Source organism: Nocardioides pakistanensis, assembly GCF_054781215.1.
The window spans coordinates 1-22,226 of the sequence record NZ_BAAGUV010000092.1 but is presented as its reverse complement, the minus strand read 5'-3'; the positions used below and the strand labels follow the sequence as shown (position 1 = coordinate 22,226).

At 70.6% G+C, this 22,226-nt stretch carries 31 protein-coding genes; 4 read left to right on the top strand and 27 right to left on the bottom strand.

Features of this window, described 5'->3' with window-relative positions:
- Positions 1 to 513 precede the first annotated feature (513 nt).
- Positions 514 to 876, top strand: a complete 363-nt coding sequence (locus ACYVIH_RS22855) for a GNAT family N-acetyltransferase (RefSeq protein WP_460871844.1) — start codon at positions 514 to 516, stop codon at positions 874 to 876.
- Here ACYVIH_RS22855 and ACYVIH_RS22850 read toward each other — a convergent pair.
- Positions 860 to 1,045: a hypothetical protein gene (locus ACYVIH_RS22850; protein WP_460871843.1), complete on the bottom strand. Its 186-nt coding sequence runs from the start codon at positions 1,043 to 1,045 to the stop codon at positions 860 to 862. The two genes, ACYVIH_RS22855 and ACYVIH_RS22850, sit on opposite strands and share 17 nt — an antisense overlap.
- Positions 1,046 to 1,059: 14 nt before the next feature.
- On the bottom strand, positions 1,060 to 1,251 hold the full coding sequence (locus tag ACYVIH_RS22845) for a helix-turn-helix transcriptional regulator (protein ID WP_460871842.1): 192 nt from the start codon (positions 1,249 to 1,251) through the stop codon (positions 1,060 to 1,062).
- Positions 1,252 to 1,310: 59 nt separating this feature from the next.
- Here ACYVIH_RS22845 and ACYVIH_RS22840 point away from each other — a divergent pair, with 59 nt between their 5' ends.
- Positions 1,311 to 1,649, top strand: coding sequence for a hypothetical protein (locus ACYVIH_RS22840; RefSeq protein WP_460871841.1), 339 nt, complete (start codon positions 1,311 to 1,313; stop codon positions 1,647 to 1,649).
- A complete protein-coding gene (locus ACYVIH_RS22835) occupies positions 1,646 to 1,771 on the top strand; it encodes a hypothetical protein (RefSeq protein ID WP_460871840.1) in 126 nt (41 codons plus the stop codon). The genes ACYVIH_RS22840 and ACYVIH_RS22835 overlap by 4 nt, the downstream gene beginning before the upstream one ends.
- A gap of 13 nt (positions 1,772 to 1,784) precedes the next feature.
- Here the strand turns inward: ACYVIH_RS22835 and ACYVIH_RS22830 are convergent, their stop codons facing one another.
- Complete coding sequence (locus tag ACYVIH_RS22830; RefSeq protein WP_460871839.1) at positions 1,785 to 2,702, bottom strand: tyrosine-type recombinase/integrase; 918 nt, start codon at positions 2,700 to 2,702, stop codon at positions 1,785 to 1,787.
- A 186-nt stretch (positions 2,703 to 2,888) separates the two neighbouring features.
- Here ACYVIH_RS22830 and ACYVIH_RS22825 point away from each other — a divergent pair, with 186 nt between their 5' ends.
- Positions 2,889 to 3,290 (top strand): hypothetical protein, encoded by a 402-nt coding sequence (locus tag ACYVIH_RS22825; RefSeq protein WP_460871838.1) that lies wholly within the window; start codon positions 2,889 to 2,891, stop codon positions 3,288 to 3,290.
- On the opposite strand, the gene ACYVIH_RS22820 is transcribed toward ACYVIH_RS22825, so the two are convergent.
- From ACYVIH_RS22820 to ACYVIH_RS22705, 24 genes are all read right to left on the bottom strand, one after another.
- Positions 3,287 to 5,035: an SGNH/GDSL hydrolase family protein gene (locus ACYVIH_RS22820; RefSeq protein ID WP_460871837.1), complete on the bottom strand. Its 1,749-nt coding sequence runs from the start codon at positions 5,033 to 5,035 to the stop codon at positions 3,287 to 3,289. The genes ACYVIH_RS22825 and ACYVIH_RS22820 overlap by 4 nt on opposite strands.
- Positions 5,036 to 5,071: 36 nt before the next feature.
- A complete protein-coding gene (locus ACYVIH_RS22815) occupies positions 5,072 to 5,476 on the bottom strand; it encodes a hypothetical protein (RefSeq protein ID WP_460871836.1) in 405 nt (134 codons plus the stop codon).
- A 5-nt stretch (positions 5,477 to 5,481) separates the two neighbouring features.
- Entirely contained in the window at positions 5,482 to 6,390 is a 909-nt protein-coding gene (locus ACYVIH_RS22810; RefSeq protein ID WP_460871835.1) for a hypothetical protein, read from the bottom strand.
- Positions 6,387 to 6,551 (bottom strand): hypothetical protein, encoded by a 165-nt coding sequence (locus ACYVIH_RS22805; RefSeq protein WP_460871833.1) that lies wholly within the window; start codon positions 6,549 to 6,551, stop codon positions 6,387 to 6,389. Before ACYVIH_RS22805 ends, ACYVIH_RS22810 begins: the two co-directional genes overlap by 4 nt.
- A 13-nt stretch (positions 6,552 to 6,564) precedes the next feature.
- On the bottom strand, positions 6,565 to 6,747 hold the full coding sequence (locus ACYVIH_RS22800; RefSeq protein ID WP_460871832.1) for a hypothetical protein: 183 nt from the start codon (positions 6,745 to 6,747) through the stop codon (positions 6,565 to 6,567).
- 8 nt (positions 6,748 to 6,755) lie between these two features.
- Positions 6,756 to 7,526 carry a hypothetical protein gene (locus ACYVIH_RS22795; RefSeq protein ID WP_460871831.1) on the bottom strand — a complete coding sequence of 257 codons (771 nt, stop codon included), beginning with the start codon at positions 7,524 to 7,526 and terminating at the stop codon, positions 6,756 to 6,758.
- A 5-nt stretch (positions 7,527 to 7,531) separates the two neighbouring features.
- Positions 7,532 to 7,828 carry a hypothetical protein gene (locus ACYVIH_RS22790; RefSeq protein ID WP_460871830.1) on the bottom strand — a complete coding sequence of 99 codons (297 nt, stop codon included), beginning with the start codon at positions 7,826 to 7,828 and terminating at the stop codon, positions 7,532 to 7,534.
- Between the two features lie 26 nt (positions 7,829 to 7,854).
- Positions 7,855 to 8,052, bottom strand: coding sequence for a hypothetical protein (locus ACYVIH_RS22785; protein WP_460871829.1), 198 nt, complete (start codon positions 8,050 to 8,052; stop codon positions 7,855 to 7,857).
- Entirely contained in the window at positions 8,049 to 11,054 is a 3,006-nt protein-coding gene (locus ACYVIH_RS22780; protein ID WP_460871828.1) for a hypothetical protein, read from the bottom strand. The genes ACYVIH_RS22785 and ACYVIH_RS22780 overlap by 4 nt, the downstream gene beginning before the upstream one ends.
- Positions 11,054 to 12,307: a hypothetical protein gene (locus tag ACYVIH_RS22775; RefSeq protein WP_460871827.1), complete on the bottom strand. Its 1,254-nt coding sequence runs from the start codon at positions 12,305 to 12,307 to the stop codon at positions 11,054 to 11,056. Before ACYVIH_RS22775 ends, ACYVIH_RS22780 begins: the two co-directional genes overlap by 1 nt.
- Positions 12,304 to 15,918 carry a phage tail tape measure protein gene (locus ACYVIH_RS22770; RefSeq protein WP_460871826.1) on the bottom strand — a complete coding sequence of 1,205 codons (3,615 nt, stop codon included), beginning with the start codon at positions 15,916 to 15,918 and terminating at the stop codon, positions 12,304 to 12,306. Before ACYVIH_RS22770 ends, ACYVIH_RS22775 begins: the two co-directional genes overlap by 4 nt.
- A gap of 22 nt (positions 15,919 to 15,940) precedes the next feature.
- Positions 15,941 to 16,285: a hypothetical protein gene (locus ACYVIH_RS22765; protein ID WP_460871825.1), complete on the bottom strand. Its 345-nt coding sequence runs from the start codon at positions 16,283 to 16,285 to the stop codon at positions 15,941 to 15,943.
- 47 nt (positions 16,286 to 16,332) lie between these two features.
- The gene (locus ACYVIH_RS22760; protein WP_460871824.1) at positions 16,333 to 16,944 is read right to left on the bottom strand and encodes a hypothetical protein; all 612 of its coding nucleotides are present in this window, start codon (positions 16,942 to 16,944) and stop codon (positions 16,333 to 16,335) included.
- Positions 16,937 to 17,179 (bottom strand): hypothetical protein, encoded by a 243-nt coding sequence (locus ACYVIH_RS22755; RefSeq protein ID WP_460871823.1) that lies wholly within the window; start codon positions 17,177 to 17,179, stop codon positions 16,937 to 16,939. Before ACYVIH_RS22755 ends, ACYVIH_RS22760 begins: the two co-directional genes overlap by 8 nt.
- A gap of 106 nt (positions 17,180 to 17,285) precedes the next feature.
- Entirely contained in the window at positions 17,286 to 17,804 is a 519-nt protein-coding gene (locus ACYVIH_RS22750) for a phage tail tube protein (protein ID WP_460871822.1), read from the bottom strand.
- A gap of 4 nt (positions 17,805 to 17,808) precedes the next feature.
- Positions 17,809 to 18,012: a hypothetical protein gene (locus ACYVIH_RS22745; protein ID WP_460871821.1), complete on the bottom strand. Its 204-nt coding sequence runs from the start codon at positions 18,010 to 18,012 to the stop codon at positions 17,809 to 17,811.
- A 17-nt stretch (positions 18,013 to 18,029) separates the two neighbouring features.
- Positions 18,030 to 18,494 carry a hypothetical protein gene (locus ACYVIH_RS22740; RefSeq protein ID WP_460871820.1) on the bottom strand — a complete coding sequence of 155 codons (465 nt, stop codon included), beginning with the start codon at positions 18,492 to 18,494 and terminating at the stop codon, positions 18,030 to 18,032.
- Positions 18,494 to 18,859, bottom strand: coding sequence for an HK97-gp10 family putative phage morphogenesis protein (locus tag ACYVIH_RS22735; RefSeq protein ID WP_460871819.1), 366 nt, complete (start codon positions 18,857 to 18,859; stop codon positions 18,494 to 18,496). Before ACYVIH_RS22735 ends, ACYVIH_RS22740 begins: the two co-directional genes overlap by 1 nt.
- Before the next feature lie 25 nt (positions 18,860 to 18,884).
- Complete coding sequence (locus ACYVIH_RS22730) at positions 18,885 to 19,316, bottom strand: DUF6093 family protein (protein ID WP_460871818.1); 432 nt, start codon at positions 19,314 to 19,316, stop codon at positions 18,885 to 18,887.
- A complete protein-coding gene (locus ACYVIH_RS22725) occupies positions 19,313 to 19,690 on the bottom strand; it encodes a hypothetical protein (RefSeq protein ID WP_460871817.1) in 378 nt (125 codons plus the stop codon). Before ACYVIH_RS22725 ends, ACYVIH_RS22730 begins: the two co-directional genes overlap by 4 nt.
- Before the next feature lie 32 nt (positions 19,691 to 19,722).
- Positions 19,723 to 20,061 (bottom strand): hypothetical protein, encoded by a 339-nt coding sequence (locus ACYVIH_RS22720; protein ID WP_460871816.1) that lies wholly within the window; start codon positions 20,059 to 20,061, stop codon positions 19,723 to 19,725.
- Between the two features lie 15 nt (positions 20,062 to 20,076).
- Positions 20,077 to 21,210, bottom strand: coding sequence for a phage major capsid protein (locus tag ACYVIH_RS22715; protein WP_460871815.1), 1,134 nt, complete (start codon positions 21,208 to 21,210; stop codon positions 20,077 to 20,079).
- Positions 21,211 to 21,220: 10 nt separating this feature from the next.
- A complete protein-coding gene (locus ACYVIH_RS22710; protein ID WP_460871814.1) occupies positions 21,221 to 21,583 on the bottom strand; it encodes a DUF2190 family protein in 363 nt (120 codons plus the stop codon).
- Between the two features lie 2 nt (positions 21,584 to 21,585).
- On the bottom strand, positions 21,586 to 22,226 hold a 641-nt coding region (locus ACYVIH_RS22705; protein WP_460871813.1), incomplete at its 5' end, for a hypothetical protein.

The window sequence follows — 22,226 nt, the reverse complement described above, 5'->3', positions numbered from 1 at the left end:
TGCTTTGGGCAAACCTCCCCTACTATCGAAGTCAGAGAAGGTCGTACGAGGCCCTGCAAGGCCGTACGACGCCACTCAACGACAGACGGCTGCGGACGGGGGAGAGAGCATGGACACGATGAGGCGCCTGTGGCGACACCGCCGGAACGCCCGACCGATCGGGTCTGCTACGCCAGCTGCACCCGTCGGTAACGATGGCCTCACGGACTCCGAGCGGCTTGAGTCGCTCGTCCGCTTCCGCGCCCACGTTGGTGCGCGGCCCGCGCTCACTCCCGACTTCCAGGCGCGTGCCGAGACGGTCTCGGAGAAGCTCGCTGGATCGCATCACCGCCACGTGCGCCGGTGAGCCCCGCCCTCCGATGGGCTGAAGGGCGACGAGAAGACAGGCAAGAGCTCAACACCTTCGTCTGTTCCGAACCACCACCGCGAGCCTGGAAACCGAAGCACCGTGCCGCTCTCGGAGCGACCTGGGAGCGAGAGGTGCAGAGCGGCATCCGCTCCCTCATCCCTCCGATGCCTACGGGCGACGTGCTGTTGGTGGGCCGTGACTCAGAAGGCATCGCTGCGGTGAGCTGGTGGTACGAGCACGACGGTCCCGGCCTGGTCAAGATGCTCGCCGGCGCAGTGGCACTCAGGTGCAGGGGACGGGGGCTTCGCCTCGGCGACGAGCTCATGGAGGAGACACTGAGCTCGATCGCAGAACGCGCGGCGGCCGCGGACCTCGATCACGCGGTCGTGTGGGGCCTGGTGCACCGGAGCAACGCCGCCAGCCAGGCCATGGTCGACAGGCACGGCTTCTTCTACCTGCGTGACGATGGTGAGTACCAAGAGTGGTGGCATCGCATCGACTTCCTCGACTTCAGTCCGTCGGCCTGATGTGCTCCTGGTCGAACCAGCCGATGCGGGTCTGGCCGATGCCGGTGGAGTAGCGGACCCAGCCTTCCCAGCGGTCGTCGCGTTGGCGCCAGTGCTCGAGGGTGCCGGGCCACCAGCTGTCGTCGACGTGGACCTCGATGTCGGTGCCGAGGCGGGTCGTCGGGGTCATCGGCCCCTCGTGCGTCATCGGCTGGGCCTGCGTCGGGTCTCGGCCCACTCTTCGATGTCCGCCTTCACCCAGATGTTGCCGGCCTTGAGCCGCGCGACGGGGGCGGGGAAACCGTCGGTGGCGGCGAGCTGGAGGACGCGCTGGCGGCTGACCCCGAGCATGGCGGCGATCTCGTGTGTGCCGACGAGGGCTGGGACCGGGACCATGGACCCCATTATCCCCTTGTCGTTTGACAACACCCTGACTGCGGGCGGACGCTTGTCGAGTGACAAGAGAAGCCCTCGGGGGCGTCCCGACCACCCTGCTCACCGTCGCCGTACTCGGCTCCGTCGCGATCACCGGCATGACGCACGACGCGCCCCTCGCCGGCTACGTCGGACAGGCCAGCCCGCAGAAGCCGGCCAACACCCCGGCCTGGTCCACCGGCGACGCCGCTGCGTACCCGGGCTGCGGCCGGGTGTTGCCCGTCGGCGATGTGCCGTCTAGCGTCGTAGTTGTCCGACTCACGGGGGAAGTGACGAAGATGGACTTTGACCAGGCTTGGGAGCGCACCCACAACGATAACGCCGCCGACGACGTCTGGGTGATCGGGGCCTGCGCATGACGCTCCTCGAGGTCGCCCGGACCCGCCGACGTGAGCACGTCGGCTGGCTCGAGGCGTGGCTGCGGGTCCGGACCCGCCGCGCGTACTGGCAGCCGCGGCGGGTCCAGCAGGGTCGCTCCTGACGATCGACCGTTCTCAGGCCGCGCCGGCGATGTAGGCAGCGACCGTATGTACGGCATGTCGATCAAGGTTTCCGCGGGCCCGGTCGTACCGGGCGGTGACCCGCGGGTCGGAGTGGCGGGCGGCGATCTGGACGTCGCGGAGCGGCACGCCGGCGTCCAGGGCGTTCGTCACGAACGAGTGCCGCAGCGAGTGCGGGGACAGGGTCTTCTTGATCCCGGCCTTCTTCGCGATCGTCTTGACCATCCTCGCGGCGGCGTTGCGGTTCAGCGGGGTGACGCCGTCGAGGCAGTACAGCAGCGGCCCGGTGCGGCCCTCGGCGCAGCGGTCGAGCTCGCGGAACACCGGCGGCGGCAGCGGGATCGTGGCCGGCTTCTTGCCCTTCCCGATCACCCGGAGCACCCGGTGGTCGCGTTCGTAGTCGGAGAAGTCGCCGACCTGGACCGAGCAGGCCTCGGACACCCGCAGGCCCAGCAGCCCGAGGAGCACGGCGAGGGCGGAGTGGTCGGGGCTCATGGTGCGAGCGGTGGCGATGAACGAGCCGAGCTCGAGGCGGTTGAGGCCGACGATCTTGACCTCGTCGGTGAACACCTTGGGCATCCGGATGTGCTCGGCCGGGGAGTGGGGGAGGACTCCGTCGAGGGCGAGGAGTCGGTAGAACATGCGCAGGGTGGAGAGGGCGCCGTGGACGCTGGCGGGGGAGTTGTGGCGGTGCTCCTCGAGCCAGCGGCCGTACAGCTCGAGGTGGGGGCGGGTGATCCCGGTGACGGGGTCGAGGCCGGCCTGGGTGCACCAGCTGTAGAAGATCCGGAGCCGGATCGCGTAGAGGTCGCGGGTGTTGCCGGAGTAGCGAGCGAGGAAGGTCGCCGCGTGGAGAGCTGCGAGGTCGTGGGTGACCGGGAGAAGCGCGCTCGGCGCGGTAGTGTCCTGCATGGTCCTGCCTCCAGGAGGTCGCACTTACTGGATGGTGGGGCAAGGCCTCGGTCTGGTGTTGGCGCACCGGCCGGGGCCGCTCTGCTGTTGTGGGACGCAAAGATACGCCCCTCCACCCCTGGGGACAAGGGTGGAGGGGCGTGCTAACCGAGCGGATTGGGCAGGTCGTGACGTATCCTGCGGCGGGTGAGAATCATCGCCACCATGCTCCTCGCGCTGCTGTTCGCTGGCTGCTCCGAGTCGGAGCCCACCACCCCGATCCCACTGCAGGATGCGATCGTGGTGGCCGGTGCCATTCGGCCGACCAGTGGCGGCGAGTGGGAACTCATCGACGACGAGGCGCATGAACCCCGGGGGGTCGAGAAAGTGACCAGCGAGGACGGCGCCGTGGTGATCCACTTCACCGAGAAGGGGTCTCAGGTGGTGACGTTCGTAGCAACCCCTGACGAGACCTTGGCGACCGCAGGCGTGGCGCCCGGAGCATCAGTAGGGCTCGATAGGGCGGTCCTGACGCTCGCGCCCGAGCCGGACTATGCCGCTCTTGGGGACCTGGCGAACGTCTGGTTCTACGGAGTGCTTGAGCCCTAGACGGCTACGCCGGGAAGTGTGGTCGGCCAGGCCGGCTCGCACACCCATGTCAGCGAGGCGAAGTGCTTGATCGCCTCGGTGTGGTAGACGCCAATCTTGTGATCCACCGCGACGTACACGTTGCCGTTGGTCGCAGCGCCAGTTCCGGCGTTGCCGAGCTGTCCCGTGACGACCGAGTCCACGTTCTGCTTACGGAAGCCCTGTGGAAGTAGGTACACCCTGGCGAGGCCAGGCGTCGCCGAAGCGTTGCCATACTCGATGAGCGAGGCGAACCCGATGTCACCGATCCTGCGCACCAGGATCGTCATGCTGGGGTGCGCGGTCGTAGCGCCCGCGTCCGTTGGAACCTGCCGCCAGCCGGTGTCGCCAACCTCGACGCGCCAGCCGGTGTCGCCGTCGCCACTGCTCTTGATCCACGAGACGGCGCCGTTGGTTGCATCGCGGTCAGTGTATCGCGTGCCGATGGGAGCGGTGACGATCCCCTCTGGGGTTCCCGTGCCCGAAATCTCGCCAGGGTGGGACAACGCCAGCGCGGAGAGGTGGGTGTGCGCGGTGTCCGCCCAGAGTTGGAGGCCCTCATCTGTCGGATGCACGCCGTCCGCAGCGAGGACGTAGGACTGCGGGTCAGCGCGGGACGTGAACGCCTCGAACACGGGGATGTGCCCGTAGCCGCTGGCTCGGGCGTAACGGCGAAGGTCGGCCTGGCGGGCGTTGTGCTCAGCCGGGTTCGCCGTGGGCGCGTACTGCGGATTCTGGCCAGACAGGATGATCGACGTGTCGGGGTACATGGCGCGGATGCCGTCCACGAGCGCGTCGATCTTCGCCTCGAACTGCGCAGGCGTGTCGGTCAGGTGGTTGTGGGAGTGCGAGATCACCACAGCGTCAGGCTCGACGGGCAGTAGTGTGGCGAGGTTCGCCAGCGTGTCCTCAGCGTCCGTGGAACCCGTGGATCCGTTGTAGATGTCCAGCGTCGTCGCCGCCCCGCTCGCCAGTACGACAGGGGCGGCATAACTGCCCGCGCTGTAGGAGCGGTAGTTGATCGTTGCGGCAGGGTAGTCGCCAGCGAGCGAACTGCCGAGGCGCTGGGGCCAAGGGGTGCCGTAGGTTCCCGTTCCGCTGGAATCGCCCAGCACTGCCAGCACGGCAGTCGCCTGCTTCTGGTCGAGCCGCGTCATCAACTGCTCGCCCTTGTCGGCCAGACGTGCAAACGTGGCCGATAGTCGCGCATCCTGCTGCTGCCGGAACGTCGAGTTGGGGTCGGCGTCGACGACCGTCATCTGCTCCGCGGTGGGCGCGGCGGCCTGGTCCGCGGCGGCCGTCGCGCGGTCTGCCTCGGCGGTGACGAACGTCTGCACCTGCGAGGCGAACGTGGGGTCGATGTAGTCGGTGCCGACGACCTGGCCGAGGTGGACGTCTGCGGTCAGCTCGAACCAGCCGGAGTCCCACCGTCCCATGCCGGGGGTCTCGCGGAGCCGGTGCTCGACGACGACCATGTACCGCAGCGTGCCGCCGGTGATGTTGAGGTTCGGGTCGTTGGTGGCTGGGAGGCCGGCGACGGTGAAGGTGCCGTCGGCGGCGACGTCGATCGGGTGCTCGCCGAGGTAGACGTTGCCGGTGGTGGTGTCGACGATGGCCTGCCCGTTGGGCACGTTGGTGGTGACGCGGGCGCGGAGGAGGCGCGGGTCGATGTCGCCGCCGATGAGGTCGTTGAAGTCGCCGGTCAGGGTGTGGGTGGTGACAGCCATCAGCGTCTCCTGGGTGGTCGTGGGTGGGGCGGGTGGTCAGCAGCTGGGGGAGATGACGCCGGTGGCGAGGAGGATCAGCAGCGCGAGGCAGGTGACGAGGACGGCGAGGGCGGCGTCGACGTGGCCGCGCTGGGTCCGGTCCGCGACGGCGGCGGCGCGTGCTCGGCGTGCGGGCCCGTCGTCGGGGTCGGCGGCGAGCCAGGGTGCGAACCGGCGGAGGAAGGCTTCGACCTGGGGGAGCGCCATGATCCGGGTGACCGCGGCGGCGACAGCGAGGATGCCGCCGAGCCACGGGTAGACCTGCGGGTCCAGGCCGGAGGCCTCGACGATGAACGGGAGGAGCACGGCCGCGGCCAGGAGGAACTGGAACGCGGTGCGCACCGTGGCGCGCCAGGGGCGGCGGACCTGGCTGGCGGACATGGGCGTGGGGGTGGTGGTCATGATGGTCAGCCCTTCTTGACGGGGGACTTGCCGGCGGCCTCGAGGTACGCCTTCGCGGCGTCCTCGCCGGAGAGGCGGGCGATCACGTCGGCGGTGTGCTTCTCGCGCAGGGTGATGTTCTGGGTCTCGGCGCGGCCGCCGGGGTTGTGGATGTTCAGCGGGGTGTCGAGGATCGCGTCGGCGATCTCACGGGCGGTGGGCATGTCGGTGTCCTCCTGGTCCTGCAGCTGGTGGGCGTAGCGGCGGAGCTCGGCGCGGCCCTTGCCGGTCGAGTAGTTGTGGCGGTCCGGTTTCCGGCCGGGCGCCCAGGTCTTGTGCTCGAGGTGGTAGCCAGACAGGTCCATCCCGGGCGTGATGCGGTCGTGCAGGTTGCGGGAGGAGATGCCGGGGAGCCAGATCGCTTCGACGAGGGCGGCGTTCGCGCGGCCCATGAACTCCCGGAAGGTCATGGCCTTGCCGGTGCGGCGGTTGTGGTAGACGCGGTCCCAGGTGGCGTCGTCGTAGCCGCCTTCGTACTCGGTGCCCCAGATGTAGGGACGGGCGATGTCCTTGGGGATGGTGAATGCGCCGAGGGGTCCGCGGACGGTGTAGGGGCCGCCGTAGCCGGGGTGGTTGGCGAGGCCGAGGGTCTTGATGCGGTAGACCAGGTCGACGCCGGCGGTGCCGTTCGCGAGCGGACCGTCGAGGCCAGCGCGGCCCCGGGTGACCACGGCGAGCCCGGGGACGGGGTTCGCCGGTGTCGGTCGGGAGGCGATGTGGTGCGACATCGCGGCGACCGGGTCGAGGGCGTTCCACACGTCCCCGCTGGTGGGGCGGCCGGGGACGAGCTCGATCGACACCTCGGGGACGCCGTGGTCGAGGAGGACCTCGCGGATGGTGCGGGCGCGCTTGACCGCGGTGGGGCGGCCGGTCACGGCTGGTCCTCGAGGCCGTTGGAGTCGTCGTCGAGGTCGTCGATCGCCTGGTACAGCCGCTGGCCGGCTTCGGCTTCCTCGGGGGTGAGGTCGTCGGGGTGGTCACCGTATTCCGGCTGGTCGTCGATGGTCGGGTCGAGCTGGATGGGTTGCTCCGACATGGGCGGGGCCTCCTCAGGTCTGGTCGTGGTGGGTGTGCGCGTGGTGGATCCACTGCGCGACGCGGCGCCACGCGCGGGCGCGGGCTTCGGCGCGCTGTCGGCGCTCGGTCTCCGCAGCGAGGTCGCAGCGAGCCTGGTGCAGTTGCCGCTCGAGCCGCGCGACGTACTGGTGCAGGTCGCCGTCGTCTCGAGACATCGGCGGCTCTAGCTGTCGACGCGTTCGCAGGTCACCGGCTGATCGGGGTCGGTGATGGTGCACGTGTAGGTGCGGGACTGGACCGGGTTGAGGTCCACGGTGAACGTGAAGGAGAAGGGCACCGCCGAGACGCCCGCCGGACCCTGCTCGCCGCGGGGGCCTTGAGGACCGCGGCAGCCGCCGTTGGCGTTGCAGTACGACACCACCGCAGCGTCGACCTGTTCCTGGGTCGGCGGCGGAGCATCCATGCCGTCTCGGCCGTCCGCACCAGCTGCTCCCGGCTGCCCGTCGGCGCCGTCCTCACCCGCGGGCCCCCGGCACTGGCCGCGGGCGTCGCAGTAGGTGAGCACCGCGGTGCGGACCTGCGCGGTGGTGGGGGAGCGGCCGTCACAGCGGCCGCCGGCGCAGTACGCCGCTAGCGCGGACCGGATCTCCGCTGTGGATGGGGCACGGCCGGGCTCGCCCTGCTCACCGCGCGGACCCCGGGGGCCGGGCACGGGTTCGACGACCTCCGTGGGCTCGGCGACCGGCCGTTCCCCGAGGCGGCGGACCTGCTCGGCGAGCGCGGCCGCGGCGTCGGCGTTCGCACGGGCGGTGTCGACGAGCTCCTGCCGTTCCGCGCGGGCCCGGTCCAGGCGCGCGTCGGCCTCGTCGAGGTGCCGGCTGGTGGTGACCGCGACCCACAACAGGCCGGCGAGCGCGGTCACCGCGACCAGGGCGAACACCGTCCACGCGACCCGCAGAGTGCGCACCGAGGGGACGTAGCTGATCCGGGGCATGGGGGTCACCTCGTCAGGAGGGTGATGACGGTCAGGACGATCGAGACCAGGCTGCTGATCGCCAGCGCGGCCAGGGTGAGGTTCTGCTGCCGGCGCCACGCGGCGTCGGACTTCCGGTCTGCCTGCAGGGCGCCAATGTCCTGGTTGAGGTTGGCGACGGCGGCCTGGTCGGCCTTGCGGGACTCGATGTACTCGCGGCGGGGGAGGAACTTCTCGTCGAGATGCCCCACGTCGCGGGCGAGGCTGGAGTAGGCGTCGGCGAGGCGGGCGAGCTCCTTGCGGATGTACTCGTCGTCGGGCATCGGCAGTCCCCCTTTTGTCGTGGGGTTCAGGTGGCAGGGGGGTTGTCCTGGACCGCGACGAGGGTGTCGCGCAGCTGCTGGTTCTCCGCCCGCAGCGCGGCCGCCTGGGCCTCGAGGTGGGCGATGCTGACGGCGTGCCCGGCGATCTGTCGGGCGAGTGAGTCGATCACGGCCTGCGCGTCAACGGCGCGGTCGTCCCGGGTGGGCTGGGGCTGGTCGCTCATGGGGTTCCTTCGAGTCGGGTGAGTCGTTCGTCGATCTGTCGCAGGGCCTCCCACAGGAACGCCACGACGGCGTTGAGGGAGTAGCCGTCGCCGGCCCGCATCCAGTCGGGCATCGTGTCGGCCAGGAGCCCCACTGCGGGCTCGTGAGGGTCTTCGACGACCAATCCCTCGGCCTCGATCTGCTCGGGCGGAAGCGGGCCAGCCAGGACCGCCCGCGGGGGTTCGGAGGTGACCGTTCCACGTGCCTTCGGTGGGGCCGGGAGGGGTGGGCCGAGGCGCTTGCCCTCGGGGAGGTTCCAGCGCCACCGGTGGGCGCCGTTCTTGGCGAGCTCGGCGGACACGTCGACGTCCGCGATCCGGGTGATCTCGGTCTTGTACTCGGCCTTGGAGGCAGGGACGACGAACGCGGAGGCGAACAGCGCCCGGAAGTTGGTGTTCGTGGAGTCCTTGAAGTGGAACCCGCCCCAGTTCGCCTGGGTGCCCGGGAGCATGAAGATGTGCCCGAAGTTCGTGCGGTAGAACGCGTTGAGGAGGGTGCCCCAGGCATCCATCTCGCCGTGGAAGTGGTGCCCGGTGCTCGGGAATCCCGTGGAGAAGTACGCCGACCCGGGTCGGAAGGACGGGTTGCGCAGGGAGCAGACGACCGGCTCGAACAGGCCCTCGTTGTTCCACATGCGCAGCTCGTCGACCGGGTCGGACGGGCCGGTCTCGCCCATCTCGATCCACTTCCCCCAGGCGCTGGTCCTCACTGCGCCGGTGATCAGCACGTCGCCGGTGTTGCCGTCGACGCGGAACGTCTCTGCTCCGCCACTGTCGTAGGCCAACAGCAGGTTGTTCCACCCGTCGAGCTTGATGCCGCGGTTCCCAGCCGAGGTGGACTGGATGTAGGCGCCGGTGATGACCTTGCCGTCGATCGCGGTGCCCGAGAGCTTCTCGGCGGTGATCTGACCGGACACGATGTGGCCCGCGTAGATCTGGTTCGCGGCGATCTTGTCGGACGTGACCGCGTTGGTCGCTAGCTGTGGGGTGCTGATCGCGGCGTCGGTGATCTCGGTCGACCGGATCTTCGCGATCGCCGTGCCCGACGCCTCCGCCGAGATCGGCGCTTCCCCGTCCGCGTCTCGGGCCACGATCCGGGCGTAGTACGTCGTGTTGTTCGCCAACGCGGCACCGGTGGGCAGCTGCCGCACCAGCAGCATGGTGCCCATCACCGACCCGGCGTAGGTCGACGGGCCCTTGGTGACCGGTGACGCGGTGGAGACGTACACGTCGTAGATCACCGGGTCGGTGTTGGAGATCTCCTCCCAGGTGATGAACAGCGACCCGATGCCCGACAGGATCGTCGGGGTCGGGGAGTTCCCGGGCGCCTGCCCGTCGCTCTGTGCCTCCGGGGCCGCGGTCACCACCGGCGGCACCGGCGGCGCGGGCGGCGGGATCAGTGGGGCGCCGGCGGTGATGTCGCCACGGATCAGGCCGGCGAGCTGGTCCTCCACGGTGCGGGGCGCGTCACCCAGGGTGAGCTCGGCGGACGCGCCGTCGTCGTCGACGCCCACGGTCACCGCGGTGACCCGGAGTAGCTCGCCGGTCTCCTCGATCCTGGCCAGCCAGCCGGGGCGGACCTCCACCGGCTCCACGAGGGTGCCGCGGGCCCGGTCGAAGACCCGGCGGGTGATGGTGGCGGTGCCGCCCATCGCGATGTCAGCGAGCTCGGCGAGCCGGTCCCAGCCGGCTTGTTCGGCTTCGGCGTCGGTGACGTACTCGTCGAGGACCAGCGGGTCGGCTTCGCGGGTGCGGGCACCGTCGGGGAGCCCGTCGAGGGTGACGGTGACCGACCTGCGTCGGTCGTCGGTCTCTGACACCCGGTAGTAGACGGTCAGCGCGTGGCAGCGGCTGTCCTCGGGTGCGACCCGGGTCAGGGCGTCCTCGTCGGTGACGTCGTAGCGGACGGTCTCCGCGGCGGGCGCCCAGGTGAATGCGTAGCGGCCGTTGCGGGTCCGGGGGCCGTAGGACCAGAGCACGTCGGGGTTCGGTTCGCGGAGCGCGGCGAGGACGCTGCTGCCGCGGACTCCGTCGGGGAACGCGAGCTGGTGGTACACCTGCCCGGTGTCCTCGACGACTGCCGCGTCTGGGTCAACGGAGGCGAGCATCCCGCGGCCGATGAGGTCTTCGACGACCTCGTCAGCGGTCAGGGTGGTGTCTGTCGGGTCCGGCGGTACGGGGGTGCCGTACCGGTCGACGCGGGCGCCTTGGACGACCAGGGCGGTGACGTCGCACCAGGCGAGCGCGTCGGTGACGTTCGTCGCGCCGCCGGTGCGGACCCATCGCAGCTGCAGGACGGCCGCGGCCCCGTCAGCCCAGTCGGTGCCCACCCGGAGGGTCTCGGTGACGGGGGTGACCGAGGCGGGGAACGTGGCCACCTGCGCGACCGTCCCGTCGGGGCCGACCCGCCACGCCTGCAGCTCGTAACCGAGATCGGTGCCGCACACGTAGGACAGGCGCACCGCGCCGATGCCCTGGGTGGCGTGCTCGAGCTGCCGGTAGGCCAGTGCCGCGACCGCGCCGGTGCCGATGGGGTAGCCCTGGGGGTGTGCGAGCCGCCACCCGCCGCCCTCGGTGGTCTGCACCTGCGCGGACTCCACCGACGTCGATGCGCGCTCCCAGTGGGTTTGGTCCCCGTCGAGGTACACCAGCGGCCGGACCCGGTCCGAGGCCAGCACCATCGTGCCGGTCGCGACCAGGTCGAACCCGTCCCCGTCCTCATCGAGTGTGCGGCCCGGGTCGGTCGCGAACCCCTCCCACAGGTCCCGGCCCTGCTCGTCGGCGATGACCACGCGGGTGTGCTCATCGAGGCGGGGTACGTCGCTGCGGGGCAGGTCGATGCGCATCGACGCGGTCTCGTAGCCGCCGACCTCGACGGTGGTGAACTGCAGCCCGGAGGCATGGGCGGTGACGTCGACGGTCCGGGCGGCGTCAATCAGGCGGACCTGGACCCCGGCGAGCATCAGAGCCCCCACAGGTAGCGCGGCCGGTAGGACACGGTGACGGTGGCGGTGGCGATCGGGTCGTCGTCGCGGCCCGCGATCGTCAACGCCGGGTCGAGGTTCTGGCCGACCGTGAGGTGGTTGTCCCGGTCCGGGTGCAGCTGCGGCCATCCGCCACGCGCACCTGGCCGGGTGGTCGCCGTGCCGGTGAGGGTCGCGACCCGGTCGTCGGCGTCGACGGTCACGGCCACCTGGCCGGTGCCGGCGTCAGCGACGTCGAGGGCGAGGATGTCGTCGTCGTGCTCGGCCGGGATCAGCATCAGCCGGTCGTCGAAGTGGGTCTCGCCGCCGGCCGCGGCGCGCTTGACCTGCAGCGCCACCGGGCCGTCCCCGGCCGGGATCTCGCCGGCGTCGACCCAGCGGCGCATCGCGGCGACCGGCACGAACACCGGGTCGCTGGTCACCCCGGCGGCAGCCCAGCGCACCCACAGGCCACCGGTGTCACTCGACCCGCCGAGACGCACCCACCCACGGGTCCGGCCGCGGGCACCGGCTGGCGTCCAGGTCGCCGCGGTCGTCCACGAGTCGAGCGCGCCCGTGGTGGGCCGGTAGGACCCGGCGAGGTACCAGCTGTCGGTGACAGCGGTACCAACCGCCGGGCCCCATGCCGGTGCGGACGCTACGACGGGTGCTTCGCCGGTCACTGCGACCGCAGGACCGAGCATCCCGCCGGCCGGGGTCGACACGGTCACCAGCGCCGGCGCCGGCACATCACCGGCCACTGTCGGCAACACCTCACTGTCGGGCAGGTTCCCGAGCGCGAGCGGACCGACCTCGACCAGTGCACCGACCGCGAACGGGTCCGCGGCGAGCCGGGCGGTGACCAGCCAGGTGTCGCTGCTGGTGCCGTTCATCACTCGCTCCAGGCTCACCGCGTCCGGGGCGGAGGCGTAGTAGCGGAACCACACCGGGTCGGTCTCCCATGCCAGCTGCCACCGCAGCCACCCGTCCCGCACGATCTCCCGGGCGAGGAGCTGCTGCAGCGCGACGGCCTCGTGCTTGGGCCCCTGGACCCGTAGCGGCAGGTTCAACGTGCGCGTGCCCCACGCCCGGCCCCTCGCTCCTGGTGCCCCGGACAACGATGGCGCGCCGAGGGAGAACCCGTCGTGGGCCGCGTGGATCCCTCCAGTGGAGAAGCCCGATTCGTTGATGTCGAGCCGCACCGCGGCGCCTTCATCGGGGGCGGCGACGAACGCCAGCTTCGGCCAACTCATCCGCGTGCCCTCGCCTTCGCGCCCTGCTGCCGGCTACGTCCGGTCATCCCGTCCTTCACGCCCTGCGCCGCCCCGCGGGCGACACCGTTCTCGAGGCGCTGCTCGAGGTTCTCCATCCGGTTGCTCAGGTTCTTCATCACCTCGCGTGTGTCGCGCACCAGTGCGGTGTTCTCCCGCACCGTCTCCTGCGCCTGCTGCAGCCGCGGGGCGAAGATCTGCTCCTGCGCGAACGCCGAGGCCTGCGCCTGCTTCTCCGCGCGGGCGGCGAACATCTGCTCGTAGGCGTCGATCTGCGCCGGGGTGAGCCCGGCGAGCTGTTGGGCGGTGCCCACGTCCCCGGAGGCGTACAGTGCCTCCGCGAGCGGCCCGTCGAGGCCCTTCGCTGCGGCCTGCTCCCACGCGGTGATCGACGCGGCCAGGTCGTTGGTGTCCGCCTCCAGCCGTACCTGGAGTCCAGCGAGGCCCTCCCCGAAGATGTTGTTGTCGAAGGTGCCCGCGACCGTCTGGCCGTACGACGCCGCCTGCACCCTGAGTTCCTGGAGTGCTTCACGGGCGTCGTCGAGCGCCTGCTCCTGCTTCTCCAGGAGCCGAGCCTGCTTCTGGTAGCGGCCCGTGACCTCGATCAGCACGTCGGCCTGGCGGCGCATCCGACGAGTCCACTCCCCGCCCGCCTCACGGATCCCGCGGCGCAGGTCAGCGATCTCGGTGCGGACCTCGGGCCGGGTCATGCCAGGCTCGATGTCGAACCCGGCGCGGGCCTCCCGCATGCCCTGCCGGAACTCGCGCAGCGGTGCGTTCCGGGCTGCACGGAGCTCGGCCTGGGTCTGGCGGAGCTCGAGCGCGGCGATCTGCCGGTTCAGGCCCTTGATGGAGTCCTTGCCGGTGGCGTTGAGGTCCTTGCGCAGCTCGTTGATCTGCTGCTGCAGCCGGAGCAGCTCGATGCGCTGCTCGACCGACCCACCGGCCGCGAGCCCGGGCCTGCCGCCGATCAGGCCACCGTCGGCGTACCCCTGCAGGGCGGTGCGGGGGATGCGACGCTGGTTGATCGCGTCCATCACGCCGAGGCCGTAGTAGTCGACGGCGTCGACCTGGTGCATGTACTCCCCAGCGGTCGCCATGATCGGGATGTTGTCGGCGCGCTTGTGGGGCGAGCGGCCGGGGATCGGGCCGCCGGTGGCGCGATAGGTCTGAGAGCCGGTGAATGTAGCCGGGACCTGGCCGATGGTCTGCACCCGGAACTGGATGACCCGGTGGGTGTCGACGCTGTCGACCAGGGCGTTCAGGGCGAAGATGCTGGCCCGTGCGTCGCTGGTGTCGGCCTCGACGCGGACCTTCCGGTTTGGGATCTCGAGGATCTCCTTCGCAAGCAGGCGGGCCTCTTCGCGGCCATACCCCATCTGCGTAGCGGCGTCCACGAACGCGCGGATCGCGCCACGGTAGGCGCCGGGCACGTTCTTAGCGGCGTCGGACTGGTTGTTCCACGCATCCGCGAGACCGAACAGTTCACGCTTCGCCTCGATCGCCTCGCGGGCCATCCCGCGCTTCGCGTCGCCGTTGCGCTGCAGCACCCCGGTGTTCTCGTTCGCGGCGTCGCGGACGTCGAGGAGGGCCTCCTCGTAGTTCAGCTCCGCGTTCGCGGCCCGGAGCGCCTCCTCGCGGGCGTCACGCATCTCCTCGGTGGCCGTCTCCAGCGCCGCCGCGAAGGACATCGCCTCCTCGGCCGCGCCGCGGGTGGAGTCAGCGAACTCGTCCGTGCCCTCAGCTGCGAGCGTGGCGGCGTTCTCCGCACCGGCCAGGGCCTCGTCGTATCCCTCAAGCAGTGGCCGCATGCTGGCGAGCTCGTCGGCGCTCAACTTCCCTGACGCCACCAGGTTGTCCAGCACCGCGGCGGCCATCTCCGCGTTGCCGGCCGTCACCAGGTTCGCCAGTGCCGCATCGAGCGCCTCGATCTCGGCCTTCGCCTCGTCGACCGCGGAGTCCGACCCGAGGAACCCGGCCTTGCTGTAGATCGAGTCCTGCAGCTTCTGCGCCCAGTTCCGGTCCGTCAGTCGCTCGATCGACGAGCCGAGGGAGTCGAACTCCGACGACAGCGCCGCAGCGGACCCCGACTGGGCCAGCTCGATCAGCTGTCGGGTGAGCTCCTCCATGCCCGGGAGCGTCTCGTCGACCTGCCGCTGCAGCGAGTCGCCGATCGACAGCCCGGCGAGCACCACGGCGGCCGCACCGAGCCCGCGCATCGCCTTCTGGGCCTTGCCGCCGCTGACCGCGACCCCGTCGAGCGACCCGGCGGTCTTATCTCCGATCAGGCCCAGGGTCTGCAGCGAGTCCTTGGTGGAGTTCACCGCGCCGACGACCTTGGTCCCGAACCACAGGCCGCTGCCGAGGACCGCGGTGATCCCGAGCAGCGACATGGTCACCGACTTCACCGGGGCCGGCAGGTCACCGACGGTCTGCGCGAGCCCCGACACGGCGCCGGCGACCCCTTCGACGACCGGGAGCGCGACCTCGCCGAACTCGATCGCGGCGTCCTTGATGTTGTTCCACGCGATCTGCACCTGCGCGGCGCTGGTGTCGTACCTCTTCGCGGCCTCGAGCGCGAGGGCCGTGTTCTCCTCCCACGCCTGGGCGCCGAGGTCGAGGGAGTCGGTGAGGAGGTCGCCGGAGGCGGCCATGCCCAGCAGGGCCTGAGATACGCGCACGTCGGACAGGCTCAGCTGGTCCAGGGTGGTGAACACGTCCCCGCCGGACTTGTTGATCCGGTCCAGGCCCTGGGTGAACGCGGCGAACGCCCGTGCGGGGTCGGACTCGAACGCGGCCGCGAACTCCCGTGCCGACATCCCGGCCGTGCGGGCGAACAGGTCGAGCTTTTCCCCGCCCTGGGCGGTGGCCTTGGCCATGTCGGTGAACACTCGCGACACCGCGGTGCCGCCGGCCTCGACCTCGATGCCCATCGACGCCGCGGCGTTGGCGATCGCGAGGAGGTCGGACTCCGCGAGCCCGATCTGCGCGCCAGCGCCAGCCATGCGCTGGGCCATCTCGATGATCTGCCGCTCGGTCGACGCACCGTCGTTGCCGAGCGCGACCAGGGCCGCGCCGAGGTTGTCGACGTCCTCGGGCGCGGTGCGCATGACGTTCGACATCTGCGCGATCGAGGTGGCGGCGTCCTCGGCGGTGAGGTTCGTCGTCTCACCCAGGTCGACCATCGTGCGCGTGAAGTCGGTGATGTCTTCGCGGGCCACACCGAGCTGCCCGGCTGCCTCAGCGACGCCGGCGATCTCGGAGTGGGTGGCCGGGAGGGTGGTGGCCAGGCCGCGGAGCTCGTCCTCGAGCACGGCCATCTGTGCGGCGGTGCCGTCGACGGTCTTGGTGACCCCGGCCCAGTCGGACTCCCAGTCCATGGCGGCCTTGGTGGCCAGCCCGAGGCCCGTCGCGGCGGCGAGGCCAACTCGCCCGGCGGTGGAGCCGAGGTCGTCGAGAGCGCGGCTGCTGCTGGCGGTGGCCTTCTCGGCCTCCCCCATCGACTTCTTGGTCTCGGCACCGAACTGCCGGACGTTGCGCACACCCTCGGCGACGTCGGCGGAGAGGCGAACCTTGACGCTGCGCTCGGTCACGGCTACCACCTCTCAGCAGGACTCAGGAATCGTCGGGAGTCGACGTGGTCTCCCCGAGGTTGAATACGGGCAGCGGCCCCTTCTTCTCGAAGGGATAGGTGTTGCGGACCATCGAGTACACGACTTGCTCGCCGCCGGCCCGAGCCGTGCATGCGTGGCAGACGTACCGTTCGGGCTCGTACCAGCCCTCGAGCTCCGAATGCCAGGCCAGCGACCGCGGCTCCCCGCACTGGCAGAGGCTGCCCTCGTACAGCTGCAGCCCCAGGAGCAGCGCCCGGTCCTCGTCGGTCCACTCCGGCGACTCGATCGTGCCGGTCACCCGGTCCGGGTGGTCCGGATCGTCGTACAGCCAGGTGGTGGTGCGCATCCGGCCCCTCAGCACCGACGGGGCGATGCTGAGGGACCGGGCGAGCGTCAGCTCCTGTCGTGCAGCCGCTGCTCCAGGCCGGCCAAGAAGGTCGGCGATTTTGGGATGTCCAGGCCACCCGTGGCGCACGCCAGGTAGGCCGCGTTCCCGAGCGCGGTCATCTGCGGGGCACCTAGCTTCTTCCGCATCGCACGAACGTCGTCCTCGCTCATCGTGGGAGCGATCGCGCAGCGGGCGATGATCTTGGCGTAGTAGTCGTCGCGGTCCTTGAGGCCACCGTCCTTGTCGCGGTGGGTCCTCTCGAACACGCGGAACTCGTCGTCGGGCATCTGCCGGAACTTCACCGCACGCCGGGACTTGTCGCGCTCGGCGCGGACCTCGCGGAGCCGCTCGAAGAGCTGCTGGGCACGGTTCGCGTCACCGAGGGACTGGTCTTCGCCGTCGTCGAGGAGCTCGCCGTTCTCGTCGACGAGCTGGGCGAGCTCGGCGGTGAGCTGGTGGACCTCGTCGTCGAGGTCGCCGCGGAGGTAGATGTAGGCGGTGCGCTCGACGAGGCGTGCCTGGTTCATGATCTCGTCGAGGGTGAGGACCTGGGCCTGCTGCTCGTGGTCGTGGGCGGCGTCGCCGAGTGGGTGGTCGTGCTGGGGCTGGTCACTCATCGCCAGCCCCCTCACGCACACCGTCGCCGTCGACACGGAAGTCATCGACGGGAAGTGCGAAGCGGATGATCGGCTTCCCGGTGCCAGCGTGAGCAGGGATCTCGATCTTGACGCTGCCAGCGAGGACAGTGTGCGTGAGGTCGATACCGTCGACGGTCAGGGTGGGTCCCGCGTTATCCCACGTCAGCGTGACCTGGGGCCGCTTCGGGCTGTCGTTCGTGGTCGGGTCGTTCATGTTGCTCCTCGGTCGTGTGGTGGTCGTTTCGGTCGCTGATGTGGGTGGTGCGCGGGGGTCGGCCACGACCGGGAGCCGACCCCCGCGGTTCAGGGTGGGCCGAGGGCTAGATGCCGGCAGCCGCGGTGATGAACGGGTAGCCCTCCTGGGGCTCCATCGGCACCCGGAACTTGATGTAGCCGCCCTGGTCCGAGGGCGCTTGAGGCTCATCGGTGATCACCTTCATGCCGAGGTAGATCTCGTCGGAGGCCTCCCACGCGTCGGTGGACTCCTTGCCGGTCTTGCGGGCGTATCCCCACAGCTCGGTGCCCTTGGTCTTCAACGCCGCGAACAGGGTGTCCTCGGCCGTGTCGACCGCTCCGGTGGTGGCGTCGAAGTACCGGAACGCGGTGACGCCGGCGGTGAAGTTCGACGCGCCGATCGCGTTGGCGTTGTTGGTCGTGCACAGCGCCTTCTCGTTGACCTTGTCGGAGTCAGCGGCCGACCAGGTGAAGTCGGAGGCGAGGATGTTGCACGACGCGTCGATGCCCGCCTCGAGCTCGGCGACGGTCGGCGCTGCCGGGTTGGCGGGCTCGGTGGTGAGGAACGTGATCTTGGTGTGGCCGTCGGCCAGGGACTTCGGCATGGTCCTACTCCTTGTCATCCCCGGTGGCCGGGGTCTCGTCGGCCGCCCGGGTGGTGGCCGAGGTACGGGTGGACCCGCCGCTGGTCTTCTTCTCCGGCGGCGGGGTCTTGCGGAGGTCCTTCGACAGCGCGGGGTTGTCGAAGAAGTAGGCGGGCACGCGGTGCTTGCGTCCCGTGCTCTTGGAGTACGCGTCGACGAACTCGGTCATCAGGAGCTCCTGGTTCCTCAGGCGGGGGTTGCGGACAGGCGGTACTGCAGCGGGAGGTAGTGCCGGGGCGGGACCGTGTCGTCGTCGCGGCGGGCAGGGCCGGGGTCGAACCCAGGAGGCGGCTTCAACGGGCCCGCGACGGCGCCGTCGACGACCGGGCGCCACCGGTACAGGGCGGCGTCGATGCGGTCGATCAGCGCGACCAGGTCGTGGAGGTGGCCGGCGGCCGCGGTGACCTGGATCAGCCAGTCGAGGTCCTCGTGGGAGTCGCCGAGGTCTTGCTCAGCGCCCGGGGTGCCGGGGGAGGGGTAGAGGACGTAGTACGGGTGCACGCGGCCGTCGGGGTCGGCGGGCGGCTTCGCGGGGACGGTGGTGCCGGGGAGGCCTTGGCCGATCTCGCCGTAGTAGCCCGTTGCGTGTCCGACGGTGTCGGTGAGGCGTTGCATGGTGGCGGTGGCGAGCGCGAGGCGGGAGATGGGCATCAGAGGATGTCCGCTCCGATGCGGGCGACGGCGGCCTCGAACAGGGGGGCGCGGCGGTCGAACGCTGGGCCCATGTACGGCTGGGGCGCCATCACGGAGGTCCCACCCTCGACGTACCCGCCGTACTCCGCGGTGGGGCCAATCTCGGCGACCATCGACCCGTGGCGGCCGTCGCCGGTGATGGTGGTGGAGATCGAGTTCATCAGGGTGCCGGTGTCGACCGGGGCCAGATGCTTGGCGTCAGCCTCGATGTCGATCGCGGTCTTCCGCAGCGCCGTTGACACTCGTGCGCCGAGCCGGCCGGCGTTGGTCTCGATCGAGGCCGTCAGCGCCAGGACCTCGGAGGTGTCGATGTGGACGCCCATGATCATGATCACCTCGCCTTCGGGGTCAGCTGGAGAGGGTGCAGAACAGGTCACGCTCGAGGCGCAGGGACCCGCGGACCACGTCGACGACGGTCAGGTCGCGGCCGTCGAGCGTCGGGTCGCCGGAGCTGGTCACCTGGATCAGGTCCCCGACCGCTGGGTCGAGCGCGAGGGGCACGGCCACGAGGTAGCCGGCGACGGTGACCTGCTGCTCGGCGGCGTCGACGGTGCGGGCGTCGTTGGTGAGCGCCTGGATCCTGGCCGGCACGTCGGTGGCGTACGGCGCGAGGGGGGTGCTCACGGTGCGCTGGTTCGCTTCGTCCCAGCTGGTGGTGGTGCCCGGCTGCCGCAGCGTCACGGTCGCGGTCTTGCTCCCGTCGGCCGCGGTGCCGTGGCCGGTAGCCCAGCCGGTGGGGATCACCTCGGTGCCGGGGCGGCCGGTGGCGGGAGGTCTCACGGCTGCGGCCACACGGTGTGCTCGGGACGCGTGGTGGTGTCGAGGTCGACCACCTCGAAGTAGAACCCGTCGCCGTCTTCGTCCGCCGCGGCGGCCTGGGCGCGGAGCCGGTCGGCGTGCTTGCGCATCGCGTCGGCGACCTTCGCGCCGTCGGTGGACAGGTCCTGGGTGCGCAGCACCCGGGACGCGAGGACGAGGTTGGTGGCGTTCGTGTCGATCGCCTGCGCCGCGGCGGCCTTGACGCTGCCCTCGAGGTCGAGCAGCGCCTGCAGCTCGGTGTCGGTGAACACCCACGGGGCGGCGACGTCGTTGAGGAGGAGGCGGACCTTGCCCAGGTCGGTTGCCGGGTCGTACTCCGGTGTCGGCTCAGACATGGTCCGCCTCCTCTCTCTGCGTGGTTACGCGGTCAGGACGGCTGGGTGCCGTACTTGGCCTTGATCTCGTCGCGGCCCAGCGGCTCGCCCTTGTCATCGACCAGGTCGGCGTCGGTCGCGCCCTTGGAAACCGCGTAGGCGGCCCAGTCGTCGCGGGACGCGTTCCCGGCCGGCTGCCCGTCACCGGACGGCGCCGGGGTCTGGGTCTGCTGCTGCGTCGAGTTCGTCGACGACGTGCCGCTGCTGCGGCCGGCCCGCTTGGTGCCTTCCGGCAGCAGGTCCTTCCCGACCCAGGCCTTCGGCACCGGCGGCTGCTCGTTGCCGGCGGCGTCGACGACCTTCACGAAGTCGCTCTCGGTGTAGATCTTCATGACGAGCTACTCCTCTCAGGCCGCGAGACCGTCGGACGCGAACGTGAACATCGGGTCGCCCTCGGCGGCACCCACGATGTGGCGGACCCGGTACCAGATGGTGTCGTCGTCGAAGGACCCCTCCTCGGGGCCGATGTTCCCGCCACCGACGCGCTGGCCCTGGTCGTTCTTGTAGCGCATGTCCGGGGTCTCGAAGCCTCGGAGGAACGCGGTGTAGAACGCCGGCCGGGGTGCGGTCGGGACGGGGATCACGAACCACGCGGTCCCCGGCAGGTTGGCCAGCACGGTGAGCTGGACCTTCCCGCGGAACGGGTTGGACTGCTTCACCCGCGAGCCGTCGGCCTCGGTGACCTCGATCTCGGTGGTGTTCATGATCCGCTCGGCGGTGAACTGCAGCGCCGGACCGACCACCAGCTGCAGCGGGCCAGGACGCAGCAGACGGCCGTCCTTGTCCCGCTTCGTCGACACCTGCGTGATCGCGGCCTGGAGGTTCTCCGCGGTCAGCAGACCGGTGCCGAGGTTGCTGTTCCCGGCGTTGAAGAACGCCGTGTTCGGGGCACCGGTGACGGGGTTGGCGAGTGCCTCGAGCGAGACGTCGTCCTCGGTGTACCGGGCCTGGGTGGCCCAGCCGGCGGGGATGACCTCGAGCTCACCGATGTCGTCGTTGATGCGGGCCTCGAGCGAGTAGCCGTACCGCTCACCGAACTTGCCGACCTGGATCGTGCGCTCCTCGGCGCCGATCTTCGCGACCGGGTAGTTCGTGTGCTCGGGGACCCTGCGCAGGGCGTGGCGGTTGCGGGAGAGCTCGACGAGTCGCTTGGGGCGGAAGTCCTTCACCGTGGTGCGGGTGGAGAACTTCGTCCACTGGGTCTCGATGTCGTCGTACTGGGCGACCATCTCCCGGTCGAGGACGTCACCGAGCGCGGACTTGAACAGGTCCGAGGTGGTGACGGCCTCGTTGAGGCGCAGCAGCGCGGCCTTGGAGCCGTTGCGTGCCTCGTCGAGGATGTTCTTCGCGGCGACCATGGCGTCCCGGTAGGACGGGTTCGCGCGGGCGCGCTGGCGGCGCAGGGACGGGCCCTCGCCGACCATGTTGAGGTCTTCGGAGAGCCGGAAGGTCTCCGTGACGCGGAGCAGAGTGTTCGACATGGAGGCCTCCTCAGACCTTCGCGAGCTTGACGATGGCGGGGCCCACACCGGCGGCCTTGGTGGCGAGGGACCCGTCGGCCTCGCAGACCGAGTAGCCCCACAGGGTGTTGCCGGTCGCCGTGGTGGACAGGGTGCTGGTGGCGGACACGAAGTAGATCGGGGTGCCGACACCGGAGATGGCGCCGTCGACTTCCACGTCGTACGCCCGGTCGTCCATCAGCACGGTGGCGTGGGTGGCGATGTTGCCGCCGGCACCGCGGTCGGTGGCGGCCACGCCGGGCAGCGATCCGACCAGGACCGGGTCACCGGCGACGGTGCCGTCGGGGACGGGCAGCGACAGCTCGCTGGCGGGGACGAAGTGCTCGTTCTTCATGGTCAGGCTCCCTTGGTGTCGAAGATCTCGTCGAACTCGGCCTCCGAGACCGACCCGGAGCCGTCCGGCGTGCTGCCGAACCCGGTGATGCGGCCGGCGCCGGCGGACTCGGCCAGCCCGGCGAGGTACCTCTCCTCGGCGGTGCGGGCGGCGTCGACGGCGGTGTCGAGCCGGGTCTCGTCGAGCTGGCCGGACTCGGTCAGCGGGACGGTGCGGGTCGCCTCGGCGACGATCCGCTCGACGGTGGCCGGCGCCAGGTTGGCGTTGGCCTCGGTAACGCGGGCACGCGCCCGGGTGGTGGCGGCCTCGCGGGCGCGGAGCTCGTCACGCTCCCGGCGGATCTCGTCGCGCTCACGGACGGCGGTGTCACGCTCAGACTCGAGCGTGTCCACCCGGCCGGCCCGCTCGACGAGCGACCGGTGCTCGGCCTCGTCGATCTGGATGTTGCCCATGGTGTCCTCCTCGGACTCCTCGGTGGTGGTGGATCGCCCGGCCGGGCTGTTGACCGGGACGTAGGTGGTGACCGCAGAGACCCTGATCGGGTCGCCGGTCAGGGTGATGTCGACGTCGTTCGCGGCGACGTCGTAGGTCTGCTGCCAGGTCTCGGTGGGCCCGTCGCTGGAGATGTCGAACCACACGACCC